This window comes from Flavobacterium sp. LC2016-13 (assembly GCF_009707955.1).
Taxonomy (GTDB): Bacteria; Bacteroidota; Bacteroidia; order Flavobacteriales; family Flavobacteriaceae; genus Flavobacterium.
In genome coordinates, this window is record NZ_WMDQ01000001.1 from 225,442 (window position 1) to 244,318 (window position 18,877).

The 18,877-nt window shown below is 32.7% G+C and carries 17 protein-coding genes and 1 tRNA gene; 4 read left to right on the forward strand and 14 right to left on the reverse strand.

Going from position 1 to position 18,877, the window contains the following annotated elements:
- Positions 1 to 11 precede the first annotated feature (11 nt).
- Positions 12 to 707, reverse strand: coding sequence for a LytTR family DNA-binding domain-containing protein (locus GKZ86_RS01000; protein ID WP_154781275.1), 696 nt, complete (start codon positions 705 to 707; stop codon positions 12 to 14).
- On the reverse strand, positions 704 to 2,347 hold the full coding sequence (locus GKZ86_RS01005) for a histidine kinase (RefSeq protein ID WP_228526613.1): 1,644 nt from the start codon (positions 2,345 to 2,347) through the stop codon (positions 704 to 706). Before GKZ86_RS01005 ends, GKZ86_RS01000 begins: the two co-directional genes overlap by 4 nt.
- A gap of 109 nt (positions 2,348 to 2,456) precedes the next feature.
- On the opposite strand from GKZ86_RS01005, the gene GKZ86_RS01010 reads away from it, so the two are divergent.
- Entirely contained in the window at positions 2,457 to 4,832 is a 2,376-nt protein-coding gene (locus GKZ86_RS01010) for an outer membrane beta-barrel family protein (protein ID WP_154781277.1), read from the forward strand.
- 70 nt (positions 4,833 to 4,902) lie between these two features.
- On the opposite strand, the gene GKZ86_RS01015 is transcribed toward GKZ86_RS01010, so the two are convergent.
- The 5 genes from GKZ86_RS01015 to GKZ86_RS01035 all read right to left on the reverse strand — a co-directional run bounded on the left by GKZ86_RS01015 (position 4,903) and on the right by GKZ86_RS01035 (position 10,104).
- Positions 4,903 to 5,745: a DUF4249 domain-containing protein gene (locus GKZ86_RS01015; protein ID WP_154781278.1), complete on the reverse strand. Its 843-nt coding sequence runs from the start codon at positions 5,743 to 5,745 to the stop codon at positions 4,903 to 4,905.
- Positions 5,746 to 5,750: 5 nt separating this feature from the next.
- Positions 5,751 to 8,363 carry a TonB-dependent receptor gene (locus tag GKZ86_RS01020; RefSeq protein ID WP_154781279.1) on the reverse strand — a complete coding sequence of 871 codons (2,613 nt, stop codon included), beginning with the start codon at positions 8,361 to 8,363 and terminating at the stop codon, positions 5,751 to 5,753.
- Between the two features lie 105 nt (positions 8,364 to 8,468).
- A complete protein-coding gene (locus tag GKZ86_RS01025; protein WP_154781280.1) occupies positions 8,469 to 9,314 on the reverse strand; it encodes a FecR family protein in 846 nt (281 codons plus the stop codon).
- Positions 9,315 to 9,325: 11 nt separating this feature from the next.
- Positions 9,326 to 9,535 carry a hypothetical protein gene (locus GKZ86_RS01030; RefSeq protein WP_154781281.1) on the reverse strand — a complete coding sequence of 70 codons (210 nt, stop codon included), beginning with the start codon at positions 9,533 to 9,535 and terminating at the stop codon, positions 9,326 to 9,328.
- Positions 9,536 to 9,582: 47 nt separating this feature from the next.
- Entirely contained in the window at positions 9,583 to 10,104 is a 522-nt protein-coding gene (locus GKZ86_RS01035) for an RNA polymerase sigma factor (RefSeq protein ID WP_154781282.1), read from the reverse strand.
- A gap of 363 nt (positions 10,105 to 10,467) precedes the next feature.
- Here GKZ86_RS01035 and GKZ86_RS01040 point away from each other — a divergent pair, with 363 nt between their 5' ends.
- Both GKZ86_RS01040 and GKZ86_RS01045 read left to right on the forward strand, forming a co-directional pair.
- Positions 10,468 to 11,757: a M20 family metallopeptidase gene (locus GKZ86_RS01040; RefSeq protein WP_154781283.1), complete on the forward strand. Its 1,290-nt coding sequence runs from the start codon at positions 10,468 to 10,470 to the stop codon at positions 11,755 to 11,757.
- A gap of 85 nt (positions 11,758 to 11,842) precedes the next feature.
- On the forward strand, positions 11,843 to 12,397 hold the full coding sequence (locus GKZ86_RS01045) for a hypothetical protein (RefSeq protein ID WP_154781284.1): 555 nt from the start codon (positions 11,843 to 11,845) through the stop codon (positions 12,395 to 12,397).
- Positions 12,398 to 12,485: 88 nt separating this feature from the next.
- Here GKZ86_RS01045 and GKZ86_RS01050 read toward each other — a convergent pair whose 3' ends face one another.
- The 5 genes from GKZ86_RS01050 to GKZ86_RS01070 all read right to left on the reverse strand — a co-directional run bounded on the left by GKZ86_RS01050 (position 12,486) and on the right by GKZ86_RS01070 (position 17,161).
- Entirely contained in the window at positions 12,486 to 14,006 is a 1,521-nt protein-coding gene (locus GKZ86_RS01050; protein WP_154781285.1) for a S10 family peptidase, read from the reverse strand.
- 35 nt (positions 14,007 to 14,041) lie between these two features.
- Complete coding sequence (locus tag GKZ86_RS01055; RefSeq protein ID WP_154781286.1) at positions 14,042 to 14,623, reverse strand: Crp/Fnr family transcriptional regulator; 582 nt, start codon at positions 14,621 to 14,623, stop codon at positions 14,042 to 14,044.
- A 150-nt stretch (positions 14,624 to 14,773) separates the two neighbouring features.
- Complete coding sequence (locus GKZ86_RS01060) at positions 14,774 to 15,229, reverse strand: hypothetical protein (RefSeq protein ID WP_154781287.1); 456 nt, start codon at positions 15,227 to 15,229, stop codon at positions 14,774 to 14,776.
- A 318-nt stretch (positions 15,230 to 15,547) separates the two neighbouring features.
- Entirely contained in the window at positions 15,548 to 16,345 is a 798-nt protein-coding gene (locus GKZ86_RS01065) for an alpha/beta fold hydrolase (RefSeq protein ID WP_154781288.1), read from the reverse strand.
- Between the two features lie 42 nt (positions 16,346 to 16,387).
- Positions 16,388 to 17,161 carry an alpha/beta fold hydrolase gene (locus GKZ86_RS01070; RefSeq protein WP_154781289.1) on the reverse strand — a complete coding sequence of 258 codons (774 nt, stop codon included), beginning with the start codon at positions 17,159 to 17,161 and terminating at the stop codon, positions 16,388 to 16,390.
- A 337-nt stretch (positions 17,162 to 17,498) separates the two neighbouring features.
- Here GKZ86_RS01070 and GKZ86_RS01075 point away from each other — a divergent pair, with 337 nt between their 5' ends.
- The gene (locus GKZ86_RS01075; protein WP_154781290.1) at positions 17,499 to 17,930 is read left to right on the forward strand and encodes a hypothetical protein; all 432 of its coding nucleotides are present in this window, start codon (positions 17,499 to 17,501) and stop codon (positions 17,928 to 17,930) included.
- A gap of 168 nt (positions 17,931 to 18,098) precedes the next feature.
- Here GKZ86_RS01075 and GKZ86_RS01080 read toward each other — a convergent pair.
- A tRNA-Arg gene (locus GKZ86_RS01080) sits at positions 18,099 to 18,172 on the reverse strand.
- A gap of 71 nt (positions 18,173 to 18,243) precedes the next feature.
- On the reverse strand, positions 18,244 to 18,693 hold the full coding sequence (locus tag GKZ86_RS01085; RefSeq protein WP_154781291.1) for a GatB/YqeY domain-containing protein: 450 nt from the start codon (positions 18,691 to 18,693) through the stop codon (positions 18,244 to 18,246).
- Positions 18,694 to 18,877 lie beyond the last annotated feature (184 nt).

Sequence of the window (18,877 nt, forward strand, 5' to 3'; positions counted from 1 at the left end):
AATCTCAGATTTCAGATCAGTTTATGTCTGATTTCTTTGTATTTAGAACGGCCTACAGGCAACATTTCACCATTTTTAAGTAACATGCTGTATTTTCCACCAGGTTCTACAACAAGTTTGTCTGCTTCGTTCCAACAAAGAATAAAAGATTTATGTATTCTTTCGAATGTCAGAGGAAGCAATTTTTCTAACGATTCTAACGTTTTATCATGCAGTTCAATACGTCCATCTGACAGATGCAATTCAGTATAAATTCCCGCGCCTTTGATGTATTGAATGTCTTTAATGCTTACGAGTTTAATGGCTTTTCCTTTTTTTACCGCCAAATACTGAATATCACGACCTGATTCTTTTGTTGGCGTTGTGAAACGCGTAAAAGCCTGCGCGAGCCTGATTTCATCAAATGGTTTGGGTACAAAATCGAGCACTCCGTAATTAAATGCTGTAATTGCTTTATCAGTATAAGCCGAAATAATAATGGTTTGAAATGACTTGGCAACAAAAGTTTTCAGGATATCAAATCCGTCTTCGCCATTCAGATTTAAGTCCAGCAAAAGCAAATCGATCGATTGTTGCCCGATAGCATTCAATCCATTTTCAAGTGAATCACAAAGCAAAATTTGCACATCTTTATCGAAAAAATCGCGCGTCATTCTTTCGATACGTTTGGCTATTCGGGCTTCGTCTTCAATAATCAGAATCTTCATTTTTTATTAAAAATTTTAATTGTTGTTAGCCAGCCTTCTTCTACCGCACAGGATTCAAAATGCCAATTATTGCCGTAACTTTCATTTAATCTGGCTTTGATGTATTTAAAACCTGTTCCGTTACTTTTGTCTTTCTTTGTTTTTCTGTTTTTTGCAGAAGTTAGCAGCGTATATTGTTTATCATTTTCTTCTTTAATAAAACTTAAAGTAAATTCGATACAGCCTTGCTTAGGTGGCAAGCTGTGTGTAATTCCGTTTTCTATAATAGTATGAATAATAGCGGGCGGAATGGTTTCATTTTCATCAATATTATTTTCTTTCCAATCATAACAAACCTCTTTACGAAAAGACATTACCTGCAGGTGTTTTTGGCATAATTCTATTTCTTGCCTGACAGGAATAAGGGTATCTTCGGCAATGGCGTTCATAATATCAAATTCGTCTGCCAGTGCGCGAATAAATACAACTCCTTGCTGCGGTGATTCTTCAATCCAATCAATCAATGAAGTTAGCGTATTACGAAGAAAATGCGGTTGGATATTTTTCTTAACCAATTCAAGCTGCAATCTTGACGATAATAACAAAGATGCGTTATGAGCTTCTTCAATAGCTTTAGCCCGAATTGTATGCAAATAGAGCATAGAAAGTACAATAATGGTAAATGTCATAAACAATCCAAAATCATAAACCAAATAGTAATTCACTACTGCACTAAAAAATAAGCCAGTCATTACAATTAGTCCGCCTTTAATTTTTCTAAATACTGCATTGCTTGCAATCACAACAGAAGCAAGCCACATAGCATAACTAAAACGCATGGCTGTAATATCATAATGATGGTAATTAAGAATATAAATCGCAATAAGTTTACTAAATAAAAGCAGCAAAAACAGTCGTTTTTTCTCAAAACCAAACTGCAGCATAAAATATAAGGGAATCAATAGTGAAATTGCAAAAGTGAGCCAACCAACGATTTCCAGTCGAACATAAAATTTAGTATACGGAATCTTGATGTAAAACTTGACGTATTCTATAATTAGCAAACTGAAGAAAAGTAAACAGATTATCCCAAAAAGCAATACTGTTATTTCCTGGCGACTACTGTTGATATAGAGAAAAAAATAATAGATAGCGGCAATTAAAAATGCTCCCGCCATGAGATTCATAAAAGACATGATAATGAGTGGGATGCGAATAAGTTGAAGGTAGCTTTCGAGCTTTACATCAATTCCCCGATGCTCTTCTCTTAGTGAGGTTTGTGTTCCGATTACGGTGACAACATGTTTACCTATAGTAGCTAATTTTTCTGGTACCTGATAATAAGTTGTTTCGGTTCCTGCCACTTCTGCCTGACCTGATTTAGCCATTTGCCCATTGCTGCCTACTAAAATGCCATCCCAATAAACATCAAAAGCTCCAAAACCATTAATTTGCATGCCCAATGGTTGAGCCTTATTATCACGTTTGAGCAACTTTAAATCAATCCGAGCCTGAAAAATCGAATGATTTGTTGTTCCCAGATAATTTTGAGGGACTCCATTACTATCATAGTAACTTGGATCTGATTCTAGGTAATCTACATCATTTTTGCATGATGTAAATACGAGCAGAAAGGCGATAAAAAGTACAAAACGATACATGAGATAAAGATAATATAAATATCGAATGGAGAAATGCATTTCAAAAGCTCATCGAGCCGTTGACATGTTTTAAAAGATACCATTTTATTTTATCTGCTAATCTTGCAGTATGAAAACACTAATAACCAACATTCTTATCCTGTTTTTTTACTCAGCCACCGCTCAACAAACGGTTGTATCCGGCGAAGTACAGGATAATACAACCAAAGAAACTTTGCCGTATGTAACCGTTACGGTAAAAGATAACGCTCTCAAAACATTAGCCATTGGTATTACTGATGAACACGGTATTTTTCGTCTGGAAAATTTACCAATTGGTAAAATGACGATCGCTTTCAGTTTTATAGGTTATCAGGCTTATAATCGACCTTTTGAAATAATTTCCGGTAAAACAAAAACAGAACTGGGAATTATTGGTTTAAAAACTGATGCGGTAGAATTGAATGCGGTAGAAATTAGCAGTGAAAAACCGAATGTTAGTTTAAGGCTGGATAAAAAGGTTTTTGAAGTGGGCAAAGATGTCCTTTCTCAAAATGGTTCTGCTCATGATGTTTTAAACGGAGTGCCTTCTGTAGCGGTTAGTCCAACGGGAACAATAAGTCTTCGAGGGAACAGCAGTGTATTGGTGTTAATTAACGGTCGCCAGTCAGGTCTTACGCAAAGCAATGCACTTGATCAGATCGCTGCCGACCAAATTGAACGAATAGAAGTAATTACGAATCCTTCATCGAGGTACGACGCTTCTGGTTCTGCAGGAATTATCAATATTATATTGAAGAAAAACAAAAAAAGTGGTTTTAGCGGTCAGGTACGATTAGTTGCCGGTTCGCCAAACGACAGCCGACTTAATCCAAGCATCAATTTTAAATCGGATAAAATTAACATCTTTTCTAATTTTAGTATTCGCTCTTCTGATTATGTGGGTTTGTATACTACAAATCAGTCGAGTATTAATGATGGCACGCCAACTTTAATGAATCGTGTGCAGAATGAGGATCGTCACGATGATGGTAAACTAATTTATTTTGGTGCTGATTATTTTATTAATGAGCATCAAACGATTACGGCTGCTTTTTTAAAGAATGCCACGCATGATAATGATAAAACGCATTTACTATATGATTACAAGAATGCGAATACTTCTGCTCAGGACAGCACTTTGACAAGGGATGGAAAATCTTTGGAAAAACGAGATTATAATCAATTAGAATTTAATTATACGCACACCTTTAAACAGCCTGCAAAAAAATGGACTGTTGATATGCAGTATGATTGGTGGAATAGCGATAAGAACTGGAATCTTTCTACTCAGCGTTTATCTCCAACTCCGATTATTTATCCCGGCATTAGAACAAACTCAATTGGCCAAAGCAAGGATTTACTTGTTCAGAGTGATTTTATACAGCCTATTGATAGTATTTCGGTATTAGAACTTGGTGTTAAAACGGAAATTCGTAAAGTATCGAGTGATTTTTTAGCTGAAGAACAACAAGGAGATAGTTGGTCAGTGTATCAGGATATTGATAATCATTTAAATTACAAGGAGACTATTAGCAGCGCTTATACGCAGTTTAGCAGTAAGTTTAAGAAGTTTAATTATATGCTTGGTCTGCGTACAGAATTGACACGCATTTCTATTACAGATATTAAAAATACTTATAGCGACGATAAAAAGTACGACAAGTTGTTTCCTACGGTTAATATGAGTTATAAGTTTGATGCTTCAACTTTACAACTGAATTATAGCAAGCGTATTAATCGTCCGTCGTTGTATGCCTTATATCCGTTTAATGAACTGACTGATTTAAACGCACAATATATTGGAAATCCTGAGCTTAATCCTTCTTATTCTGATGTTTTTGAGCTTGGTTTTCTTAAAACCTGGAAAAAATTAACCCTGAATCCATCTGTTTATTACCAAAGGGAAAAAGGTTATATTCAGGATTTTACGTATCGCGAGAATGATATCTTTTTTACAACGCCTATTAATATCGATTATGAAACGCGCAGTGGTATCGAGCTTTCTACATTATACAATCCGTTGAAGTGGTTACAGATAAATGCTGAAATGAATTTTTATAGTTTCTCGCAAAAAGGAAATTATATGGAAAAAAATCTTGACTATAGCGGAGAAACTTTTACGGGACGTTTAAGCACACAAATTAAATTTCCTGCTAAATTTAGTTTTCAGGGTCGCTATAATTTTCGTGGTGCGCAACAAAATGCACAAACCAGAAATGCTGCATTGCAATCGCTCGATTTTGGTTTGAGCAAGATTTTATTAAAAGATAAGGCTACTATTGTATTTGATGTGAGTAATGCTTTTAACCTGCGTCAAAACAAAAGCACTACGACTGGTACGGATTATTTATTTACTGAAAACAGTATCCCAAACGCCGCACGTTATCGACTTAGTTTTGTTTATCGTTTTAACCTTACGGATCAAAAAGCGATCAGACAAGCCAATAGCGCCAATCGTAATTAAAAACATAACATCTGACATTAAAATTACTTTAATGCCAGATGTTTTTACAAATCAACCTTCAATTAAATTCTTATTTTACTACATAGGAAACTTTATCTGCTTCGCAAAGCCTGAAATAACCAAAAGCAAAATTATTAGCATCGCTTGTATTGACAATATTACCTCTAATATTACCGGGTGGAATCGAGAAAGGACTTCCTCCGTATATATCTAAAATTAGATTCATATAGTTATAGAAATTTTTAGAAATACCGCGATTTGTAATATCTACAACGGTTCCCGGTTGTATTTTATCTTCATCAGAAAATCGCGTGTTTATTTCATTTCCATTATATAATTCATCTTTTGTAAGTTCGTATTCCGGAAAAATCAGGAAATCACTTTTATAATCTGTCAAATAAAAATTAGTCTCATCAACTGGATCTTTATAATAAAAAGTAAGTTCGATTACATCTTCTCCTCCAAAATCCGGAACAACTTTTTGTTCTACCCTGTCAATTGGTGTTACCGAAGTCAGTTTTTCAACTGCTGTAAAACTTTGTCCTTCAGCAGTTACAAAAAGTGTATAATTCATATTGAGAACAGGAACAAAATTAGTACATACATACGATCCCGGTTCAGTTTCATTAAAAGTAAAAACATCTCCGTTGCTGTTTTGTACTTTTACCTGAGCTCCTGAAACTTTTGGTGTCGTGTTATTATAATACGGAGCCGTTTTACTGATTTTTATAGTCTGTTCATTACCTGTTGTTCCTTTTAGCCAAATAATTTCAGCGTCTACGACTATTTTTGTTTCACCAGTTTCTAAATCAAGCGTTACCACATCTTCGCAAGATGAAAAGAACACTAGAAAAAGAAGACTAAATAAAGCTAAAACCTTATTTTTAAAATTATATTTTTCTAACTTTTGCATGATCATTAAAATTTAAAATTATAAGAAACACCAGGAACTATTCCAAAAATAGAAAGCCTTCTGGTTTCATTTGCTCCCGTATCAGCATTTGTTGCAAACGTCATAGAAGCAGCATTTTTTCTGTTGTAGATATTGTAAATACTGAATACCCAATAGCTTTGCCATCCTTTCTTTTTATCTGGTTTAGGCGTATAGGTTGCTGCCAGATCTAAGTGATGAAAAACTGGCAATCTGTTTTCGTTTCTCAATGAAAAGTTAGGAATATTGATGCCTCCAAACTCGTAATATGAATTTGCATACGTTACGGGCTGGCCTGATTGTAAGGAGAAATTAGCATTAAAAGACCATTTTGGATTGTATTGGTAACTGCCCACAACATTCAGATTATGCAGTTTATCATATCCTGACAAATACCAGTCTCCGTTTGCAACTCCAGGTTCTTCCGGCGTTCTTCCGGGTGTTTTTTGTTCTGCTCTTGATAAAGTATACGAAACCCAGCCTGTAAAATCGCCTGTATTTTTTCTCAATAATAATTCTAAACCATACGATCTGGCTTTACCGTTCAGGATGACCTGCTCTATATTATTATTTGCCAAAATATCTGCTCCGTCTATATAATCGATTCGGTTTTGGATATTCTTATAAAACATTTCTCCTTCAAAAGAATAATCGCCGTCTTTAAAATTCTTAAAATAACCTACAGCATATTGATCCAGAATCTGAGGTTTTGTAAAAGGTCCGCTTGGAGTCCAGATACTCATTGGCAATGGCGACTGGGTATTAGACAAAATATGAATATACTGTGCCATTCTATTGTAACTTGCTTTTACCGAAGTATTGTCGTTAAAAGCAAATGATAATGCTGCACGTGGTTCCAGATTATTAAATTTACTTATTGTTTCTCCGCTTTTATACGAGATACTTCCTGTTGGAGTTCCTTCTTCATAAATATTATATAGCGGATTATAAACTACTGCCTGTCCATTTTCGTAGGTGCTAATTTCCTCACCTCCTAAACGGTAAAACATACTGTAACGAAGCCCATATCGAAGATTTAACTTCTCTGTTATCTGATGTTCGAAATCAAGATAAACAGAAGATTCAAAAGAATATTTTTTATCAAGCTGCTTGTAATTAAATTGTGAGTCTGAACTGGTTGGCTGTACGGTTCCCGGATTAAAGTCATAGTATTGACCGTCGATTCCGTAATTAAGTTTAAGCTTTTCTGTTACAGCATGATTCCACGCATACTTAAATCCGTAGGTTCTTATAGTATTGTTCCACTCAAAACTTTCTGTTGAAATGCCCAGATTAAATTTATAATCACTGTAGAAAACAGATAAATTGGTGTTTAAATTATCTGAAAATTTATGTTTCCAGCTTAAAATTCCCATTGTGTTTCCGTATGTGCTTGAAAAACGATCATTGATATCGAAAACATCATTTCCTAAATATCCGGAAAAAGCCAGCGTATTATTTGCACCAAAACGATAATTTAATTTGGTATTAATATCATAAAACATGGCTGAATTAGCATTATTTGCCAGCTTTAAAAATAAATGTGCATACGAAGTTCTTGCAGCAATAATAAATGAACCTTTTTCTTTTTTGATTGGCCCTTGTACCAATAAACGACTCGATATTAAACCAATACCACCGTTTACTTTATAGTTTTCAAAATCACCGGTTTGCTGACTTACATCAAGAACTGAAGAAACTCTTCCTCCAAATTTAGAAGGAATACCACCTTTGTATAAATCCAGTCCGCTGATAATATCTGCATTAAAGATCGAAAAAAAACCGAACATATGAGAGTCTCCATAAACAGGAGCTCCGTCTAAAAGAATCAAATTCTGATCTGCAGCTCCTCCGCGGACATTAAAACCAGAAGAAAGTTCTCCTGCATTTGTTACTCCGGGCAATGTTAATATAGATTTTAAAGGATCCGGCTCGCCCATTGCGGCCGGAATTCTCTTTATTTCTTCCATAGTAAGCTTATTAACACTCATTTGAGTATTTCTTACATCTACTGCTTTGTTGTTCGTAACGATTACCTGATCTAATTGCTGGCTGTCGGCTTCCATATTAAAATCAACCCTGACATCATCAGAAACGGTAATTTGTTTTTCTTTATTTTTAAAACCTACATAACTAATCAAAACCGTATAAGTTCCTTTGTCCAGTTCTATAGAAAACATTCCGTTTCTATCGGTTGTGGCGCCTGTTTCTATTTCTTTAATAAAAACATTGGCACCAATAACCGATTCTTTTTTGTCATCAAGAACCTGTCCTGTTAACTTGCTTTTTTTTTTGGTTGTTTTTGTGGATTTCTGTTTTACAAAAATATTATTGCCCACAATAGAAAATTGAATCAACTTATTTTGGTTCAGTTCACTTATAAGTTCTTTTATTTCTATACCATTGTAGGTGTTCTTTTGGGTAAAATACTTCTGATTTTTATCAATTTGATCGGTAAAAGCAAATTTATAATCTGTTTGATTTTCAATCTGTTTGAAAAGCTCTTTAAGAGTAACATTTTTATCTACAGTTATTGTGACATTTTGAGAGAACATGCACAAACTGAATAAAAAAAAGCATGCTGAAATTATATGCTTCATGAAATTTCGTATTTTTGAATATTATTAAATGGGAATAGTTCTATACTATCCTGAAGAATATTAGGAAGGATGTTTAGTTTCGCGGCTAGGACATCCTTTTCTTTTCTATTGAAAAGTAATCTGTTTTACTTTTTCATTTATTTCAAAGTTTAGGTTATACATTTCTGATATTAATTGGACAATCGTATTTAAATCTTCTTTTTTATTTATTCGAACTGTAATCCTCTGGTTCGAATATTCTGCCGGAATAGTGACTTTATAACCATAATTCGACTCGATATAAGTGCTGACAACGCTTAGTTTTTCATTATCAAAATCCATAAATCTGTTAAATTCTGTTACCAAAGCGGTTTTGTTTCCATAAGTAAATTTTTCGCCGGGTTTCAGTATCCATTTTTCAGTCTGGTTTTTTACGCTCATCTGAACGCTTCCTTCATAAAGTTCAACAGCCACTTCTTTTTTAGTATATCCTTTTACGGTAAAAGAAGTTCCTAAAACTGTTGTTGTTGTTTCATTACAAAATACCTGAAAAGGATGTTTTTTGTCTTTTTTAACTTTAAAATAAGCTTCACCCGAAACTTCGACTTTTCTGTTGTTCGCAAAATTATTGGCATAAACAATTTTAGAACTTGGACTCAATTCTACTATTGAGTTATCCGGCAATGCAATCGTTTTTATTACAGAAGTTGTATTTTCAATTGTATTTTCGGCAACCTGAACATTATTAATTAAAGGATTACTAGTATTAAAATAAATTCCAGTCCCAATAAGAACAAAAATTAAAACGGCCGCTGCCGCATAATAACGCCATGGCTTAAACTTCTGCTTTTTTGAAGGAAATGTTTTTGATTGGAAATTTTCCCAGGAAAGCTCTTTTTCATTATCAGAATGAGAAATGGGTGTTTCGTCCCATATTTTTTTTAATTCTTCTTCTAATTTCTTTTCGTCCATATCTCTCAGTGTTAAAGTTTTTGACAATAAAATCCCTGTTTATTAAAAACATTATAAACCATTTCTTTTATATCTCTGTTGGTTTCGATTCTTAGAATATGATCATTATTTTCTAAATCAAAATTCATAATACAATCAGAAATGATAAACTGCAGAAGCACTACAATAAAGCTTGCATCTTCTGTGGTTGTAACATCGGTTTTATAAGACTCAATATGCATTTTTATGTTCCTGTTTATATCTATAACAAACGAGAACATAAAAGTTCCTAATGGTCTTCGATTTTTTTTCTAATAAATTTACTGGCGAGGTAAATATGATTGGCAATCGTTTTTTCAGAAAGGTCTGTAATTGCCGCAATCTCCTTATAGCTAAGGTTTTCCAGTTTATGTAAAGTAAATATTTTTTGCTGTTGCTCAGGAAGCTGATTTATGAAATTGTATAGTTTTTCTTTTCTTTCTTCAAAAATTCCTGTTTCCGGCTGCTCCTGCTCCATTTCAAACTGTGAAGGATCAAGCTGAATTATTTTATTTTCTCTGTTGACATGATTGATAATGATATTCTTGCAGATGGTAAACAATTGTTTATCAAATAACACTTCTTCATTAAGCAATTCTCTTTTATTATAGAGTCTTAAAAAAGTTTCCTGAACGAAATCCTGCGGAGTAAGGACTGTAAAATTGAATCGTTTGGCAATGTTTATTAGTTTGTCATAGTAATTTAGATAAGCTTCTCTGAAAGAAGCTTCATTACCTTTTTTTAAACTTAATATAAACTTTCTGTTGTCCATAACGTAAATATCGATCACTATTCTAAACTCAATGTCTAAAATAATATTGTACTCCAAAGTGGATAGCTAAGACTATCTTGCTTATTTTTTAAATAAATTTTGAAGTTGCAAAGAACAGGAATTTATTCTAAAATTATTTAACTGAAAAAATATAGTTTCAAAAAATTATAGTTTCAATCTCAATCAACGAAATACTGATTTAATAAAATTAGTCAAACCAGAATAAAAACAATCCATTCTAAAATTAGTTTATATTAGCTATTTCAAAAACATAGTAATGACTTAAATCTTTCTGAAATAGAAGGATTGATGTTATTTTATGGCATGTAAAGCTAAGTTAGCTGACATTTAACAAAACATAAAATGAATAAAAAAATCCTATTGGCATTACTTCTTGTGAACATATTTTGCGCACAATACATTGTTTACGGACAGGAAAAAAAGAGTGAAATCGTTACTTCAGAATCTATTAGTATTGAGACTGATAAAATTTTCGACAGGCTTGTTCAAATTAGAAGGGAACTTCATGAAAATCCTGAACTTGCGGGCAAAGAAAAGGGAACTCAGGAAGTTATAAAAAAATACTTGTTGGATTTAGGTCTTCAAGTTGAAACCGATATTTACGGCTATGGCGTGGTTGGTATTTTAAAAGGTGCTAAAAAGGGTAAAAAAATCGGCTGGCGTGCAGATATGGATGCTTTACCAAATGACTTTCCTGATAAATCTGATTTTAAATCTAAGGTAAAAGGTGTTCAACATGGTTGTGGACATGATGTACACATGGCAATTGGACTAGGAATAGCGGAAGTTTTGGCAAAAAACAAAAAGTCATTGCATGGTACGGTTTATTTTATTTTTCAGCCGGAAGAAGAAACGTTCATTGGGGCAAAAAGAATTATTGAAAATAAAATCTTTGTCAAATTTAAGCTTGATGAGATTTATGCTCTTCATGTAACAGCATTACCGGTTGGACAAATAATGGTAAAGCCGAATGAATTGTTTGCCTACCAAAAAGAAATAGGAATACAATTTAAAAATACACTATCGGGTGAAGAGGTAAAAGAACTCACATCAAAAATTCGTAATTCCTTAGTTAGATCAACCGATGGAAGCAAGCCATGGGAAATTCAATCTATTATAGATCCTAAAATTGGATTGACGAATGTAAACACAATATTTAAGGATTATTTAATTACTGAAGAAAATTTTAGGGCTTATTCTAAAAGCGATGGATTTCATGTCAATGCAGAAATTTATGAAACAGATGCAACTCGATTAAAAAACATTATTCCTACGGTTGAGCAGCTATTAAAGGACAATAATTATGCTTCTCAAATACTTTCTATTCGTTTCATAAAAGAAAATCCAACCGTTTTAAACGATCCAAATTTAACCCGCAGGTCTATAAATACACTTGATACTATTTACGGAAAAGGGTTTGTCACAAATGACTACGGACAAGTTCCTTATTTTAATGATGATTTCATTTATTTTCAACAAAAAATTCCTGGTGTTTATTTCTTACTCGGAGGTTCTAATTTCGAAAAAGGAATGATCGCAATGAATCACGCTCCTAATTTTGAAGTCGATGAAGAGTGCATTAGAATTGGAGTTAGGACATTTTCTTCGTTGGTATTTGAAAGGGGAAAATGAAATTAAACACTTCTGCTAAAATAATTTATCTTATAAAAACAAGAAAATTTAAAACTATTTAATAAAAAACATTCGCACTAATTTTATGGAAGAAACTAAAAAGATAAAAAACACAATAATTTTGACAACAATAATTTGTTGTGTTTATCTTTTACTGATAATATTTTACCATCACATTGATAAGAATTTATCCGGAGTTCTTTACATTTTTTTTACATCACTAATACCAATAACATTTTTAACAATCATTGTTTTTGGCATTAAAGGAATTATTAAAGTTATTAAAAACAGACATAATTTAAATTTAAAAAAATGTTTTCCAACAATAATTTGTTCATTAACAATTTTATATACTTTTTTTTCTCCTTATAGACTTGACTCTGAAAATCTTGAAAGTAAAGTTGAGCTTAGAGCTTGTTATGAAGGAACTCAAAATCAAGCTTACATTTTATTTCGTGAAGACAAAACATTTGAGCTAAATTGGACTGGTGTTTTTGGATATAACGAATGGTGGACGGGAAAGTGGCAGAAAAAAGGAAATCTTCTATTGCTTAAATATGATGATAAAAATGTTGAACAACCTTGGAGATACAATTTTAATAGCAAATGGTTATTTAAATCCCATTGGAAAATCAGTTGACAAAGTAAAATATCCCAGACCAATGTTTTATCTCGGATATTGCAAGCATGAAAATTAAAAAAATTCTTAAAAAATACTTATATCAATTTCATTTTGAACAACTTAAAATAAACGATCTTAAATCATCACTAAATAATTTTCCGGTATTACCTAAGTATAACATATGCCCGGATTCATATTCTTTAAAAATGACTCTGTCTGCAGCAAAATTTGCTTTTTCGGTACTTTTTTTAGCATATCCTATCGGAGTGGCCAAATCATAACTTCCTCCCGCTATAAATACTTTTAGATTTGGAGTTCTGCGTAAAACAACATTTAAATCGTCTGTAAAATCAGGACCTTCTTTAGTTTCTTTTCGCGACCATTGCCATTGAAACGAAATATTTTTCCAATCGATAGTTTTATAAGGATCCTGAATCTCAATTTTTAATTTTGAAGCTAATAGTTCTCTAAATGCAGCCGTAAATCCGGGAACATACCTCGCCATTGACGGATCATCTGCAACCGGATCATTACCGGAATGTTCAAGCGGAAGATTGTATCTTGTATCATATAATCCAATCTGTAGATTTTCTTCTAATAAAAGGCTGTCTGAGAAAATTTTTGGAGTTATTTCAAGCGTTGACGAAAAAAAATCTTTAGAGAGTCCTGTATATGTGCAAAGTTTATCAATTATAATGCTTCTTTCCTGTACCGAAAGTTTTTGTTGGTTGTCCAGTAAAAGTGCATTCAAATAGTCTCTTTCTGCAAATGCTACAACTTCTTTTTGAAATTCTTCGTAAGAATATGGCGTTTTGTTTATTTTATTATAATACCAGGCTGTTTTTGCTAAAGTGGGAAGTAATGATGCTGCTCTTTCTAATTTAGCCTCTACTGTTAACTTTTTTAAGGGTGATTCCAGCGTAGTTCCCAACATAATAATACCGTTTAATGTAATGCCTCTCATTACACCAGAATAGGTTACACCACCCATAAGTGCTCTGGGAAGAACGGATACTCGTTGACTTCCATAGCTTTCTCCAATAAGAAACTTTGGAGAATTCCATCTATTATTTTTATTTAACCACTTTTCTATAAACTGCGCCATTGATTCAGCGTCCTGATCTACTCCATAAAAATCTTGTGGCGTACCAGGAAAAATAATATGACTGTAACCGGTTCCTACGGGATCAACAAAAACCAAATCTGCTACATCCAGCAAACAATCTGTATTCGATTCTAATTCAAATGGAGGTAAATTAGAGGAATTAATTTCCGGAGTCAATTTTACTTTCCATGGTGCAATACTACTCAGATGCAACCAAATAGAAGATGATCCGGGACCGCCATTAAATATAAAAATGACTGGCCTGACTTCATTTTTTTTACTTTTTTTTATATAGGAAAAACTAAATACGCTGGCTATAACTTTATTATCATTATTTTTAAGAAATATTTCATCTGCTATTGCGGTGAAATCTAAAGGTTTTCCATTAATATCTATGGTGTGTTTTGTAGTGAAGAAAAGCTGTTTTTTACTCGTTTCATCCACAGCATTTTCCTGACTAAAAACGGACAATGAAAAGAAATAAAAAAAAGTGATTAGAAAGAATCTCACAATATTTGGCATGAAATAATTGATTTAAATGAATAACAAAATTCGATCTATTTTTTTGAAAATTCGCGTCTAATTCTACTTAATGATGTATCGGTAACATTTAGATAAGAAGCTATTTGTTTGAGCTGTGCAAATTGAAATACTTCTTTATTGGTCGTAATAAGGTTTTCATACCTGGCTTCACCACTCAGATTAATTAATTCGAGCGCACGTTTTTTATACATCATGTATTCTTTAGCCAACATTTTTACTCCATAAGCCCTAAATTCCGGAATAGTATGCAGCAGTGAATTTAATTGTTCATAGCTAATGGCATAACCTCTGCAATCTGTAACTGCCTGTATATTCTCAGTTGATTTGGTTTTTAAATAAAATGATGAGACTTCAAATACCACACTGTCTTTTTGATAGAAATTTGTAGTTATTTCATTCCCATCAATATCATGTGTAAACGCTCTCATAAAACCGCTCTGTAAAAAGAAATAATGTTCATTTATCTTTCCTTCTCTAAGAAAAAATTCATTTTTTTCAATCGTAATTTCTTCAAAGAACTCTACCACATCATCTAAGGTGCGATCTGGAAATGGTAAATTTTTTATGATGTAATTTTTTAGTCCTTGCTTGTCCATTTATTTTTTTGTTAATAATTACACTCAACAGCTTCTTTACAAGACCATTGCAAGTCAAAATTAATCAATTACCTAATAATTAAGTAAAACACAATATTAAATTACTTAAAAAAAAGGACACCTTTAAGGGACAAAAGAGAGACATTTTTTCTAAATATTTGAGAGATATGAATATAGAGTTATATCATTAGGAAGTTTTATCTTAGAAATGATTCTCTCTTTTCTTTTTTTACTTGCATATATTGTTATATTCAACAGGTTTGAAATCTCTTTAGTCGTTAAATTCATATAGATATAGGCAATATAACGCATATCATTTGATGTTAATTCAGGATGTAGTTTTCGAAGTCTGCCCAAAAAACCTGGATTTATCTCTTCAAAATGAAAAACAAATGTTTCCCATTCGTTATCGCTTCTCAAATAATTTTTTAAATGTTTAATCTGTGTATTTAAAGCGGGCACTTTCGAAAGTTCCGGTATATTTTCGATAGTCAAAAGCAAATTATTGATAAGTTGATTTCTGCCGGAATGATATAATGCTCTCGCAGAAAGTTTCTTATTTTTCAATTCAATTTCTTTTTGAAGCAATTCCTGTTCACTCTTCATTTCATGAATCTGCTTTTCCAGTTCTAGATTTTTTTTCTGGGCTGTTATTCTTTTTTGCCTTTGTATCAGCATCAGAAGCACCACTATGAGCAGGATTATTATATTTATTGAATAATAAAATTCATGTTCACTTTGCAATTGCATAAACCCATTGTTTATTTTTTTTCTGTGCATTTAAATCTACTTCGATAAATTATACAATTCAAATACGTTAATAGATGTTATTTATAATTTGAGGTAAGAACCACTGTGTTTCGTTTCAAGATTTTTATTGACTACAATGATCCTTACCTGAAATATTTTTAATTCAAACTACAGTTATTTTGTTTCTACAGCAATGATTTGGGCCAAAACGTGTGGGAACATGATAAATGGTGTATGACTTGACGGAAGAGAATATAATCTTTCAATAGCCGCATCTTTTGTCATTTTTTGCTGAAGCGAATATCCTATTGTGTGGTCATTTAAAGTGTAAACAAATACTTTACTGATTTTCCCAAATTTGCCCTCAGTCAGCATTACCGGAGTTGCTAAAGGTGCTAATGGTTCAGGTTTTAAATTATTACTTACATAATCTACTACTTGTTTAGGAGCATCGGCAAGGAAAACATCCGCAATACCTTCTTTTTTGATGCTCGCAATTCCTGCTTTCTCATCTACAATAAGATTTTTTCCAACATGACTTTCTGCATCAGTTTGCGCAATAGACAATAAGCTTTCACTGTTTTTTGGTACGTAAGCAGCAATGTAAATTATCTTTTTTATCTGTGGTGCAATGTCTTCTGCAACCTGACTTGCTACAATTCCGCCAAAACTATGTGCAACAAGCACTACATTTTGTTTGTTTCCAATGGCTTTTTTAACCTCTTCAACATAAAGTTTTAAGCTAATTGTTGAAATTGCTGTGTTATCACTTCCGTGTCCGGGAAGGTTAACAGAAATAACCGAGTTTCCACCTGCAGTTAAATCTTCCGAAACATGTTGCCAATCATTTGACGATGACCATGCGCCGTGGATTATTACAATTGTATTTTCATTTTTAGCTTTATTCGTTTGTGATGAAGCTGTAATAGTCGTCAATAATAGCATTGCTATTAATAAAATTGAATTTTTCATAGTTATAATTTTAAAGTGTTATTTATGTTGTGAAATGTTTTTTTAGTTAGATTCTAAAGCTATAATAGCGGATAATATTTGAGGAAATACTACAAATGGCGTATGGCTTGAAGGAAGCGAATACGTTCTTAAAATCCCCGCATCTTGAACCATTTTTTGTTGAAGTGAATAACCAATGGTATGATCATTTTGACTGTGGATATATACCTTAATAATTTGACCAAAATTAACATCAGTTAATCTGACCGGAGTTGATAATGGAGCTAAAGGTTCAGGTCGAAGATTATTGGTAACATATTCTGCTACTGGTTTTGGCGCATCGGCTAAAAAAACATCTGTAATTGACTCTTTATTTATAGCGGCAACTCCTGCTAGTTCATCTACAATAAGATTTTTACCTACAAGACTCTCTGAATCCATTTGTGCAAGTGACAGTAAACTATCTCCATTTTTAGGAACGAAGGCAGCGATGTAAATTAGTTTTTTGATTTGTGGAGCAATCAGCTCGGCTACTTCACTTACGACTATTCCGCCAAAGCTGTGACCTACAAGAGTAACATCTGTTGCATTGCCAATTGCTTTTAAAACCTCGTATACATAAAGTTGTAAGCTAATATTCGATACAGGTGTTTGATCACTACCATGACCAGGAAGATTTACAATAATCAGATCACTTTCTGCAGAAGCAAGATGACCTGCAACATGATGCCAGTCATTAGCAGATGACCATGCTCCGTGAACAATTACAATTGTGTTTTTACTGTTTGATGATGAAGAATTTAATTCGTTCTGTGTGTTGTTTTTTTCTGTTTCCATAATATTATTTGTTTAATACTATGCAAAGAAAGAGCGAATAAAACCTGCAGCACTTGTCTTGTGACAAGTAATGAAATTACATCTGTTTTTTTTAATTTTTTCCTTACTATACTTTATGATGTAATTGTTGGTAAAGTCGAAGGGTTATAAAAATTCGAACCTTTTATTAGGAGACTTGAAGACTTTAAATGAAGTCAATTAATCTTATCTTTTAAAAATAGTAATATCTTAGCTATAAACTAAAATTGGCTTAAATTTCTGAAGCAATGAAATTGAATCTATTTAACGTATAAATAATTAGCAGAAGGCCTTCACAGAATATCAAAACAAACACAATATGAAAAGCATAATTTTTATACTTATTAGTTTTCTTCTTATAAGTTGTAGAACAAACTCAAAACTAACAGGAGAATATCAAGCTAATTTATCTGACAGTACAAATTATACTTTCAATTTGTCTGCTAAACAATATACTCACAAATGGCCCGGTGGAACGTTTTCAAAAGGGAAGTTCAAAATTTTAGATTTAAGTTCAGAAAAAAAATTATTGGTGTGTAATGAATTAGTTTTAAAAAGAGCCAATGGAGTAATTAAAGAAGCAAATGGTTCTGGAGATTCTATTAACATAGGTACTTATACGGCTTATAAAAACTTTGGAGCGACAGTTTTTGAGATAACTTCAAAAGAAAAAACTTTGAGATACAGAAAAACATATGCAAACGAGTTGCAAAAAACAGAAAGTGAAGGAATTATGGTAAAAATAAAGTAATCCGTTTAATATGCAGGTAATTATATATGTTTGAAAGTGTGGTTCTAATCTAATCAGGTCAATTTCATGGAATTTGCAAACCACTAATATTATAAAATAAAGATTACAAATACTCTTAAAAAGACATAAAAAAAGTCTATTTCGTAATGAAATAGACTTTTTATTAAGTGACCGCGGAGGGGTTCGAACCCCCAACCCTCAGAGCCGAAATCTGATATTCTATCCAGTTGAACTACGCGGTCGGTTGATTTATGATTTTAGAGTTTAGATTTTAAATTGCTGATTGAAATTTAAAATCTGAACTCTAAATTATTTAAACTAATAACTTCTTAACAATAGTAGAAATAGTTTTTCCTTCAGCAGTTCCGCCTAATTGAGCAGATGCTAATCCCATAACTTTACCCATTGAAGCTATTCCTGAAGCTCCTGTTTCAGCAATGATTTTAGCAATTACTGCTTCTACTTCTTCTTCGCTTAATTGAGCTGGTAAGAATTTTTCGATTACAGCGATTTGAGCCAATTCTGGTTCTGCTAAATCAGGACGGCTTTGTTCTGTAAAAATTCTTGCGCTTTCTTTACGGGTTTTAACCAATCTCTGAAGCAATTTTATTTCATCGTCTTCAGTTAATTCTTCTTTAGAACCTGAAGCTGTTGCAGCTAATAACATTTCTGATTTAATTGCTCTTAAAGCTTCTAATGCTACTGTATCTTTTGCTCTCATGGCGGTTTTAATCTCGTCCATGATTAATGTTTGTAAACTCATTTTATTTTTTTATTTGAATAAGCTAATGCTTATAATTGATATATTATTCTGAATAGTTGTTCTCGACCAATTATAATTTATTATCATTTATCAGGCTGAGCGAAGTCGAAGCCCAGTTATGCAATAAACCTTCGACTTCGCTCAGGATGACAATATTTCTTTTATAAATTACTTTTAAAAGTCA